Origin of the sequence: Brevundimonas sp., from assembly GCF_032107865.1 — a bacterium.
Classification (GTDB): domain Bacteria; phylum Pseudomonadota; class Alphaproteobacteria; order Caulobacterales; family Caulobacteraceae; genus Brevundimonas.
Genome location: NZ_DAMCNG010000085.1, coordinates 1 through 10,739 on the forward strand (window position 1 = coordinate 1; position 10,739 = coordinate 10,739).

At 65.7% G+C, this 10,739-nt stretch carries 7 protein-coding genes; 6 read left to right on the top strand and 1 reads right to left on the bottom strand.

All coding sequences use genetic code 11. The features are described from left to right. Positions 1-77: 77 nt before the first annotated feature. A complete protein-coding gene (locus RT567_RS08815; RefSeq protein ID WP_313575844.1) occupies positions 78-806 on the bottom strand; it encodes a TetR/AcrR family transcriptional regulator in 729 nt (242 codons plus the stop codon). Between the two features lie 177 nt (positions 807-983). Here RT567_RS08815 and RT567_RS08820 point away from each other — a divergent pair, with 177 nt between their 5' ends. The 6 genes from RT567_RS08820 to RT567_RS08845 form a co-directional block, all read left to right on the top strand. Further along, a complete protein-coding gene (locus RT567_RS08820; RefSeq protein ID WP_313575846.1) occupies positions 984-3,242 on the top strand; it encodes a TonB-dependent receptor in 2,259 nt (752 codons plus the stop codon). Between the two features lie 122 nt (positions 3,243-3,364). Next, entirely contained in the window at positions 3,365-4,738 is a 1,374-nt protein-coding gene (locus RT567_RS08825; RefSeq protein ID WP_313575848.1) for an MFS transporter, read from the top strand. A 167-nt stretch (positions 4,739-4,905) separates the two neighbouring features. After that, positions 4,906-6,096 (top strand): ADP-forming succinate--CoA ligase subunit beta, encoded by a 1,191-nt coding sequence (sucC, locus tag RT567_RS08830; RefSeq protein ID WP_313575850.1) that lies wholly within the window; start codon positions 4,906-4,908, stop codon positions 6,094-6,096. A gap of 46 nt (positions 6,097-6,142) precedes the next feature. Beyond that, entirely contained in the window at positions 6,143-7,045 is a 903-nt protein-coding gene (gene sucD / locus RT567_RS08835; RefSeq protein WP_313575852.1) for a succinate--CoA ligase subunit alpha, read from the top strand. Positions 7,046-7,387: 342 nt separating this feature from the next. Further along, positions 7,388-10,408 carry a 2-oxoglutarate dehydrogenase E1 component gene (locus RT567_RS08840; RefSeq protein ID WP_313575854.1) on the top strand — a complete coding sequence of 1,007 codons (3,021 nt, stop codon included), beginning with the start codon at positions 7,388-7,390 and terminating at the stop codon, positions 10,406-10,408. A 55-nt stretch (positions 10,409-10,463) separates the two neighbouring features. Further along, positions 10,464-10,739, top strand: a 276-nt coding sequence (locus RT567_RS08845; protein ID WP_313575856.1) for a biotin/lipoyl-containing protein, incomplete at its 3' end; no start/stop codon positions are given.

Genomic DNA, 10,739 nt, shown 5'->3' on the forward strand with positions numbered 1-10,739 from the left:
GCCCGCCCCCACGGCCACCGCCAGGCCGCGCAGGAAATCGCGCGCCTTGGAGCCTGGCGAGAAATCCAGTCGAGGCGTCACGCGCGCGTCGGGCCGCAGACGGCGCGGAAGCCGGCGGCGGCGAACCGCACCATGTAGTCGCAGGCGCTGTCCAGATCGCCCGACTGGCACAGCCCGCCCGACAGGCGGTCCAGACGTCCGGTCTCGCCCAGGGTCAGGGTCAGGGCGCCCGACAGGTTGTGATAGGCCCAGTAGAGATCGGCCTCGCCCGCCTCGGGCATGATGCGCTTGACCAGCTCCAGCAGGCGACGGATCGCCGGATCGAAATAGCGCGCCATGGTCTCGCCGCCGAAGGCCGGGTTGGCGTTGGTCTGGGCCACCAGGGCGGCGTAGTGTTTCCACCCCGGCCCGCCCTTCAGCGACCACTGGAACGGCGGGCGCAGGAAGGCCTCGAACAGCCCCTCCAGCGTCATGGCGTCGCCCGCAGCCTCGGCGTAACGATCGACGGCGGCGACGCGCTCGGCGTTCCACACCTCGGCGCGACGATTGAAGACGGCGTCGAACAGCTCCTTCTTGGCCCCGAAATAATAGTGGACCAGGGCCGTATCCACGCCCGCCTCGCGCGCCACCTCACGGATGGTGACGCCGTAGAAGCCGTGCTTGGAGAACAGATCCTCGGCCGCGTTCAGGATGGCGTCGCGCGTCTCGCCCGCTGCGGCCGCCTTGGACTTCTTGGGCCGTCCGCGCCGGGCGGGCGCGGCGGGCAGCGGCGGAATCTGGGGCGGCGGCAGGTCGCTCTTCGTCATGGCGGGAAGCTAGTCGCGCTTTGGGGGTTAGTGCAACGGCGCCACAGGGCGGACCCTTCCGTGGCGAAAATCAGGCTTGGCTGTTTGACAGGCGGGCGAAAGACCGTCACCAATGCAAAAAATCATTGAACGCTGAATAAAAGCGTCGATCGGGCCGGAAACAAGATTGGGATGCACATGAACAGACTCGTGAAGACCGCCTTGCTGGCGGGCGCCGCATTCGGCGCAATGGCCTCTGCCGCTCAGGCTCAGGACACGACGACGCAGGAGGCGGCGTCTCAGGTTGAGGACATCATCGTCACCGCTCGTCGCACGGAAGAGTCGGCCCAGAAGACGCCGCTGGCCTTGACGGCGTTCAGCGGCGAGACGCTGGAGCGCACGGGCGCCCAGCAGGTGACGGATCTGCAAGGCGCAGTGCCGAACTTGAACCTGGTGCAGGGCCGCGGTTCGTCGAATTCGACCAACATCTATATCCGCGGCGTCGGCCAGCCGGATGCGCTGCAGACCTTCGACCCGGCCGTCGGCGTCTATGTCGACGATGTCTATTACTCGCGTATTCGCGGCACCCAGTTCGATCTGCTGGATCTGGAACGTGTCGAGATCCTGCGCGGCCCGCAGGGCACCCTGTACGGCAAGAACACCATCGGCGGCGCCATGAAGCTGGTGTCGCGCCGCCCGGGTCAGGAGTTCCGCGCCCGCGCCTCGGCCGCCTATGGCGATTATGATCTGATGGAGTTCCAGGGCGCGATCTCCGGCCCGGTCACCGACACCCTGGCCCTGGGTCTGTCGGCCCTGCATTCGGAGCGCGGCGGCTATGTCACCGACCCGGCTACCGGGGCGGAGTACAACGACAAGAACTCGACCGCCGTGCGCGCCAGCCTGGCCTGGGATCCGGCGTCGAACTTCCGCATCGACCTGAACGCCGACTACGCTAAGGACGACGCGGGCATGACCGTTGGTCAGGCCCAGAACAACCTGACGGACCTGCTGAAGACCACGGTGCTGCGTCCTGTGCCGAATCCGGTTCCGGAATACGACTTCAAGACCCGCACGACGCCGGGCCTGCCGAACGAGACGCGGCTGGAAAGCTGGGGCACGGCGCTGCGCGCGACGTGGGACATCTCCGACGCCCTGTCGCTGAAGTCGATCACCTCCTATCGCGCCATGAACACCGATGACTACATCGACTTCGACGCGACCGAGCTGGAGATCGCCGACGCCCTGGTGGCCGTGGATCAAAACCAGTTCAGCCAGGAGCTGCAGCTGACCTACACCGGCGACCGTCTGAACGCGGTGGCTGGCCTGTACTACCTGAAGGAAGACGTCGACTCCCACCAGGAGAGCTACAACGACGCCCTGCTGGGCCCGGCGTTCGGAAACTCGGGCTTCCTGCGCACCATCGACGACACGCTGGAAACCACCTCCAAGGCCATCTACGGCAACGTCAGCTATGACTTGACCGACAAGCTGCGTCTGTCGGCGGGCGTTCGCTACACCGAGGAAGAGAAGGACTACTGGCGCACGACGTCGACCTTCTACAGCCTGCTTCCGGCGTTCAACGCGACCTATGTCTTCGCGCCGGACGTGGGCAAGTACGACGACACCTCGATCATGCTGTCGGCCGACTATCAGCTGTCCGACGACGCCATGGTCTATGCGCGCTATTCGCAGGGCTTCAAGTCGGGCGGCTTCAACGGCCGCGCCAACTCGCCGACAGAGGCGACCGAGTATCAGCCGGAAACAGCTGACTCCTTCGAGGTCGGCGCCAAGACCTCGTTCTGGGATCGCCGCGCTCGCCTGAACCTGGCGGCCTTCATGACCAAGTATGAGGACTTCCAGGCTCGCGTCGCCGGTCTGGATACCGATCCGGTCACCGGCTTGCCCGCGCCGGTTCTGTCGGTGCTGAACGCGGGCCAGCTGGACATCTTCGGCTTTGAACTGGAAGGCGTTCTGATGCCGGTCCGCGGCCTGACGCTGGACGCCCAGGTCGGCTTCCTCGACGCCGACTACAAGGAGTTCAAGGACAACCGCTTCACCAAATTCAGCGGCAGCCGCGCCTTCCAGGATCCGGCCTTCTCGCCGAAGTGGACCGTGCGGTTCGGCGGTCAGTACGAGTGGTTCCTGTCGGGCGGATCGTCCGTCACCGTCGGCGGCGCAGCCAAGTTCCGCTCGCGGATGGCGCTGGCGGTGGACAACACCTACGAGAACACCGGGACCGAAATCCCCGGCATGTATCAGGACGACTACTGGCTCTATGACGCCCGCGTCGTCTGGTCGAACGCCTCGGACCGCTACACGGTCGGCCTCTACGGTCAGAACCTGTCGGACGAAGTCTACAAGACCGACGCCCAGGAATTCTCCTCGATCGGCAATATCCGCACCGCCTACTACGGCGCGCCGCGGACCTGGATGATCAAGGTGTCGGCCAAATATTGATGCTGCGCGCCTGAACGCAGCGCACTGGGCGGCGGTTCATGGGAGCCGCCGCCCTTCTTTTTTGTGGCGCGGAGCGGCGAGACCGCTACCGTCGCCTTAAGAAACATAGTCGGGGAACGTCCATGAGCCAGATCGAGGCTGCAAAGGCCGACGCGGGGACGCTCGACGCGCGCACCGCGTCGCCGAGCTATCGCTACTATGTGCTGGGGGTTCTGATCCTCATCTACATGCTGAACTTCCTGGATCGGCAGATCATCGGCATCCTGGCCGCACCGCTGAAGGCCGAGTTCAATCTCAGCGACAGCCAGTTCGGCCTGCTGGGGGGCCTGGCCTTCGCCCTGCTGTATTCGACCCTGGCCATTCCGATCGCCTGGCTGGCCGATCGGTTCAGCCGGGTGTGGATCATGACCGGCGCCCTGACGATCTGGTCCGGCTTCACCGCCCTGTGCGGCCTGGCGGGCGGGTTCGGCTCGCTGTTCCTGTGCCGTATGGGCGTGGGCATCGGCGAGGCGGGCGGCGTGGCCCCCGCCTATTCCCTGATCGCCGACTATTTTCCCAAGTCGCAACGCGCGCGGGCCCTGGCGGCCTATGCGTTCGGCATTCCGCTGGGCATGGCGGCGGGCACCCTGGTCGGCGGCCTGCTGGCGGCGACCTACGGCTGGCGCACGGCCTTCATCGTGGTCGGCGTCCTGGGCGTGCTGGTCGCGCCGGTGCTGCGCCTGACGGTGAAGGATCCCAAGCGCGGCGGCATGGATGCGCCTGTCACTGAAGCGGTCAAGGCCGAGCCGGTGGTGCACAAGGCCCCGCCCTTCAGCGAGGTGATCAAGACCTTGGCGCCCAAGCCGAGCTTCTGGCTGCTGGCGTTCGGGGCGGCGTCGTCCTCGGTCTGCGGCTATGGCGTGGCCGCCTGGCTGCCCAGCTTCTTCATGCGCAGCTTCGGCCTGACCCTGTCGCAGACGGCCTGGTACTATTCTGCCATCGTCCTGGTCGGCGGGGTGGCGGGCATCTGGTTGGGCGGCTCGATGGCTGACCGACTGGGCAAGAAGTCCAAGGCCGCCTATCCGCTGACGCCGGCGATCGCCTTCCTGATCTCGGTGCCCTGCTTCATCCTGGCGATGAATTCGGGCGCGGTGGTGGGTGCGATCATGCCGGGGTCCGACCCCAACGGCGCGGCGGCCCTGACCATGGCCTTCCTGATCTTCCTGATCCCGACCGGGTTGAACCTGACCTGGCTGGGCCCGATCACGGCGGCGGTGCAGCACCTGGCCACACCGGCCATGCGGACCACGGCCTCGGCCCTGTTCCTGCTGATCAACAACCTGCTGGGGATCGCCGTCGGCATCTACTACTTCGGCTGGATGAGCGATCTGCTGCGCCCGGCTTTTGGTGAAGAGAGCCTGCGTTGGGCCATCTACACGGGCATGGGCTTCTATCTTCTGTCCTCGGCCCTGCTGTTCGGCGCCTCGCGCACGCTCAAAAAGGACTGGGTCGACTGAATCGCCCCTGATCACGGGTTCGGGCGGCGCTCCGGCGAGGCGCGCCGCCCGGCATAAGAAAATCCTCATGAGGCCATAAGACGACAGGCGGTTGCGCAGGCGAAGGCGCGACGCCTATAAGCGCGACCAAAGTTTCCACAAACCTCCCAAACGGCGCGGATCCAGACATGAACATTCACGAGTATCAGGCCAAGCAGGTCCTCAAGGGCTTCGGCGCCCCGGTCGCGGCGGGCGTCGCCATCACCTCGGCCGACCAGGCCGAAGCCGCCGCCAAGCAGCTGCCTGGCCCGCTCTACGTCGTGAAGTCGCAGATCCACGCCGGCGGCCGCGGCAAGGGCAAGTTCAAGGAACTGGGCGCTGACGCCAAGGGCGGCGTGCGTCTGGCCTTCTCGATCGAGGAAGCCGTCGTCCACGCCAAGGAAATGCTGGGCAACACCCTGGTGACCGCCCAGACGGGCGAGGCCGGCAAGCAGGTCAACCGCCTGTACATCGAAGACGGCGCCGACATCGCCCGTGAGCTGTACTGCTCGCTGCTGGTCGACCGCTCGGTCGGTCAGACGGCCTTCGTCGTCTCGACCGAAGGCGGCATGGACATCGAGGAAGTGGCCCACGCCACCCCCGAAAAGATCCACACCATCGCCATCAACCCGGAAGCCGGCGTCACCGCCGAGAACATCGCCGCCATCAACGCGGCGCTGGAACTGACGGGCGACGCCGCCGAAGACGGCAAGTCGCTGTTCCCGATCCTGTACAAGGCCTTCGTCGAGAAGGACATGGACATGCTCGAGATCAACCCGCTGATCGTCATGGAGAACGGCCGCCTGCGCGTTCTGGACGCTAAGGTCTCGTTCGACGGCAACGCCCTGTACCGCCACGAAGACATCCGCGCCCTGCGCGATGAGACCGAAGAAGACGCCAAGGAGATCGAGGCCTCGAAGTGGGATCTCGCCTATGTCGCCCTGGACGGCAACATCGGCTGCATGGTCAACGGCGCCGGCCTGGCCATGGCGACGATGGACATCATCAAGCTGTACGGCAAAGAGCCCGCCAACTTCTGCGATGTCGGCGGCGGCGCCGGCAAGGACAAGGTCGCGGCGGCTTTCAAGATCATCACCGCTGACCCGAAGGTCGAGGGCATCCTCGTCAACATCTTCGGCGGCATCATGAAGTGCGACGTCATCGCCGAGGGCGTCGTGGCCGCGGTGAAGGAAGTGGGCCTGAAGGTGCCGCTGGTCGTGCGTCTGGAAGGCACGAACGCCGAACTGGGCAAGAAGATCCTGAACGAGTCGGGCCTGACCATCCAGGCCGCCGACGACCTGGACGACGCCGCCCAGAAGATCGTCGCGGCGGTCGCGTAAGCGCCGCTTCCGCCCAGCAGACACACAGAATTCAGAGCACAGACACATGTCCATCCTCGTCAATAAGAGCACCAAGATCCTGGTTCAGGGCCTGACCGGCAAGACCGGCGGCTTCCACACCGAACAGGCGCTGGCCTATCACGGCACTCAGATGGTCGGCGGCGTGCACCCGACCAAGGGCGGCCAGACCTGGACCGGCTCGCACGGCGAAAGCCTGCCGATCTTCGCCTCGGTCGCCGAAGGCAAGGAGCGCACCGGCGCTGACGCCACCGTGATCTACGTCCCGCCGGCAGGCGCGGCTGACGCCATCATCGAGGCCATCGAGGCCGAAATCCCCTTCATCACCTGCATCACCGAAGGCATTCCGGTGCAGGACATGGTGCGCGTCAAGGCGCGCCTGGACCGCTCCAATTCGCGCCTGCTGGGCCCGAACTGCCCCGGCGTCCTGACCCCGGATGAGTGCAAGATCGGCATCATGCCGGGCAACATCTTCAAGAAGGGCAACGTCGGCATCGTCTCGCGTTCGGGCACCCTGACGTATGAAGCCGTGTTCCAGACCACGAACGAGGGCCTGGGGCAGACCACGGCCGTCGGCATCGGCGGCGACCCGGTCAAGGGCACCGAGTTCATCGACGTGCTGGAAATGTTCCTGGCCGACCCGGAAACCCAATCGATCATCATGATTGGCGAAATCGGCGGCGCGGCGGAAGAAGACGCCGCTCAGTTCCTGATCGACGAAGCCAAGAAGGGCCGCAAGAAGCCGATGGCCGGCTTCATCGCGGGCCGTACGGCGCCGAAGGGCCGCACCATGGGCCACGCCGGCGCCGTCGTCTCGGGCGGCAAGGGCGATGCGGAATCCAAGATCGCCGCCATGGAGGCCGCGGGCATCCGCGTCTCGCCGTCGCCGGCGCGTCTGGGCACGACCCTGGTGGAAGTGCTGAAGGGCTGAACCCTTCAGCAGCGCCTCTTTGGAGGCGCGGCGCTAATGCTCGCGACGCGGTCGTTCGCTGCTTGAGCGCCGGATTCACTTGACGGTGGGTTCGGCGTCAGGCGGGCGGCGGATTGGACCAAAGTCTGATCTATCCGCGTTCCGGGGGTGTTTTTCGCGCCGTGTGACCTTTTGTAACGCCTCCGGAATCGTCCGGGGGCGTTTTTTCTTGCCAATTCGACCAATTTCCACCCGGTCCGCCTCCCTTCGGTCATGACCAGTAAGGAAACAGGGCCTATATGAACGGCGCTGCTCTCCGCGCGGCTGTGCGCGGGCGGTTGTAAAGGGACGATTGAGAGAAAAATGGCGGACGATGCGGGTCGGCTGAACCAGGTCTTTGCCGAGACCTCCTTCCTCTATGGCGCGAACGCCGCCTTCATTGAGGACCTGCACGAAAAATGGGCTTCTGACCCCGGCTCGGTGTCGGGGGAGTGGCGCGCCTTCTTCGATCAGCTGAAGGACAACGCCGACCTGGTGAAGCAGTCGGCCGCCGCCGGCTCCTGGGGCCGTTCGGGCGCTGCCGAGCCGACCGAGGAAACCGCCGTGTTCGACGGCCGCTGGCCCGCTCCCAAGGTTGATCCCAAGGCCGCCGGCAAGCCCGGCCCGCGCCCGGCCGCTCCGGTTGCTGACGCCTCGGGCGCCGTTTCGGCCGCCGACGTGCGCGCCGCCGCCCACGATTCTATTCGCGCCCTGATGCTGATCCGCGCCTATCGCGTGCGCGGCCACCTGCAGGCCAACCTCGACCCGCTGGGCATCGAGCCCCCGATCCAGAACCCGGAGCTGACGCCCGAGTTCTACGGCTTCACCGCCGCCGACATGGATCGCCCGATCTTCCTGGACGGCGTCCTGGGCCTTGAGACCGGTTCGGTCCGCCAGGTGCTGGAAATCCTCAAGCGCACCTACTGCGGCAACATCGGCGTGCAGTTCATGCACATCGCCGAGCCGGACGAGAAGGCCTGGCTGCAGCAGCGCTTCGAAGGCCCGGACAAGTTCGAGCAGAACGCCTTCACCAAGGAAGGCAAGCTGGCGATCTTCCGCAAGCTGGTCGAGGCCGAGGGCTTCGAGCGCTTCCTGCACAAGCGTTTCCCCGGCACCAAGCGTTTCGGCCTGGATGGCGGCGAGGCCATGGTCCCGGCCCTGGAGCAGGTGATCAAGCGCGGCGGCGCCCTGGGCGTCGACGAAATCATTTTCGGCATGGCGCACCGCGGCCGCCTGAACACCCTGGCTGCGGTCATGGGCAAGCCCTACAAGACCATCTTCCACGAGTTCCAGGGCGGTTCGTCCGTGCCATCGGACATCGAAGGTTCGGGCGACGTCAAATACCATATGGGCGCCTCGTCGGACCGTGAGTTCGACGGCAACAAGGTCCACCTGTCGCTGACCGCCAACCCCTCGCACCTGGAGATCGTCAATCCGGTCGTCCTGGGCAAGGCGCGCGCCAAGCAGGCCTTCGACATCCGCGAGGCCGAGGTCAACGTCGGCAAGCCGGACAACGAATGGGTGCTGGACCGCTCCAAGGTCGTGCCGCTGCTGATCCACGGCGACGCCGCCTTCGCAGGGCAAGGCGTGGTGGCCGAGTGTTTCGCCCTGATGGGACTGAAGGGCTACCGCACCGGCGGCACCCTGCACTTCGTCATCAACAACCAGATCGGCTTCACCACGGCGCCGCGCAACTCGCGCTCGTCGCCCTATCCGTCGGATGTGGCCCTGATGGTTCAGGCGCCGATCTTCCACGTCAACGGCGACGACCCTGAAGCGGTCGTCTTCGCTTCGAAGGTCGCCACCGAGTACCGCCAGAAGTTCCACAAGGACGTGGTGGTGGACATGTTCTGCTACCGTCGCTTCGGCCACAACGAAGGCGACGATCCGACCTTCACCCAGCCGCTGATGTACGCGAAGATCAAGAACCAGCCGACCACGCTGGAGATCTACGTCAAGCGCCTGGTCGCCGAAGGCGTTCTCAGCCAGGCCGAGGCCGACGCCGAGATCACCCGTTTCGAGGCCTTCCTCGACGCCGAGTTCGAAGCCGGCAAGACGTTCAAGGCCGACAAGGCCGACTGGCTGGACGGCCAGTGGCAAGGTCTGGGCGTTGATGCGGGCGACGATCAGCAGCAGCGCGGCAAGACCGGGGTTCCGGCCGAGAAGCTGCTCGACTACGGCCACCGCCTGACGACGATCCCGAACAGCGTCGACATGCACAAGACGCTGAAGCGCGTCATCGACGGCCGTCGCGATGCGGTGTCGAGCGGCGTGAACATCGACTGGGCCACCGCCGAGAGCTTGGCCTTCGCCAGCCTGCTGGACGAAGGCTACAACATCCGCCTGTCGGGGCAGGACTCGGTGCGCGGCACCTTCTCGCAGCGCCACTCGGGCGTGACCGACCAGACGACCGAACAGCGCTACTTCCCGCTGAACAACCTGCGCGAAGGTCAGGCCCATTTCGAGGTCATCGACTCGGCCCTGTCGGAAGAGGCGGTGCTGGGCTTCGAGTACGGCTATTCGCTGGCCGACCCGAACACCCTGACCATGTGGGAAGGCCAGTTCGGCGACTTCGTGAACGGCGCCCAGGTGGTGATCGATCAGTTCATCTCCTCGGGCGAGCGCAAGTGGCTGCGGATGAGCGGCCTGACCATGCTGCTGCCGCACGGCTATGAGGGCCAGGGCCCCGAGCACTCCTCGGCCCGCCTGGAGCGCTTCCTGCAGCAGTGCGCCGAGAACAACATGCAGGTCGCCAACTGCACGACGCCGGCCAACTACTTCCACATCCTGCGTCGCCAGTTGCACCGCTCGTTCCGCAAGCCGCTGATCCTGATGACGCCCAAGTCGCTGCTGCGTCACAAAAAGGCGGTCTCGACCCTGGCCGACATGGCCGAGGGTTCGTCCTTCCACCGCGTGCTGCGCGACGACGCCGAGCTGCGTCCGGACGTGGCGGGCGTCACGCTCAAGGCCGACAAGGACATCCGCAAGGTCGTCGTCTGTTCGGGCAAGGTCTATTACGACCTGCTGGACGCGCGCGAGAAGGCGGGCGTCAACGACATCTACATCCTGCGTCTGGAACAGTTCTATCCGTGGCCGATCAAGTCGATCTCGGCGGAACTGGCGCGCTTCCCCAACGCCGACCTGGTCTGGTGTCAGGAAGAGCCCAAGAACATGGGCGGCTGGACCTTCGTCGATCCGTGGATCGAGCTGACGCTCGAGAAGCTGAACGTGAAGGCCAAGCGCGCGCGCTACGTCGGTCGCCCGGCTTCGGCCTCGACCGCCGCGGGCCTGATGAGCCGACATCTGAAGGAACTCGAGACCTTCCTCGCCGAGGCCATGGCCTGACCGCCGCGCCTGACCTAAAAGACAAGCAAAGTTCAGACACGAAAAGACACTGAAGATGGCCGATATCCTGACCCCCGCCCTCGGTGAATCCGTCGCCGAAGCCTCCATCGCCAAGTGGACCAAGAAGGTCGGCGACGCCGTGAAGAAGGACGAAGTCCTGGTCGAGCTGGAAACCGACAAGGTCTCGCTCGAAGTCGTCGCCCCCGCCGACGGCGTGCTGTCGGCGATCAACGCCAATGACGGCGACACCGTCGTTCCCGGCACGGTGCTGGGCTCGGTGACCGAAGGCGGCGCGGCCGCCGCTTCGGCCCCGGCTCCGGCGGCTGCGGCT